We start from the raw sequence: 264 nt of genomic DNA on the forward strand, positions 1-264 counted from the left end.
CCACCCGCGGCAACATCGACGTCACCATCACCGTCACCGACGACTGAGCGGCAACTCGGCTGCCGGGAGTCGGCGGCAGCCCTCCGGCGGCTGACTGGCTCCGGCGCGCCGGCGCGAGCCACAGCCTCCGGCCGCAATAACAACTGTGGGGCGGGTGAAGATCTTTCTTCACCCGCCCCTCAGTGCCGTTCGGATTCAACAGTCGGCCCGCAGGCCCTGCCCTATCCAAACCTCAGCTGACGTCAGCGGACACCAGCTGACGCA

It is taken from the genome of Brevibacterium sp. (assembly GCF_052105255.1).
In the GTDB taxonomy this organism is placed as follows: domain Bacteria; phylum Actinomycetota; class Actinomycetes; order Actinomycetales; family Brevibacteriaceae; genus Brevibacterium; species Brevibacterium linens_B.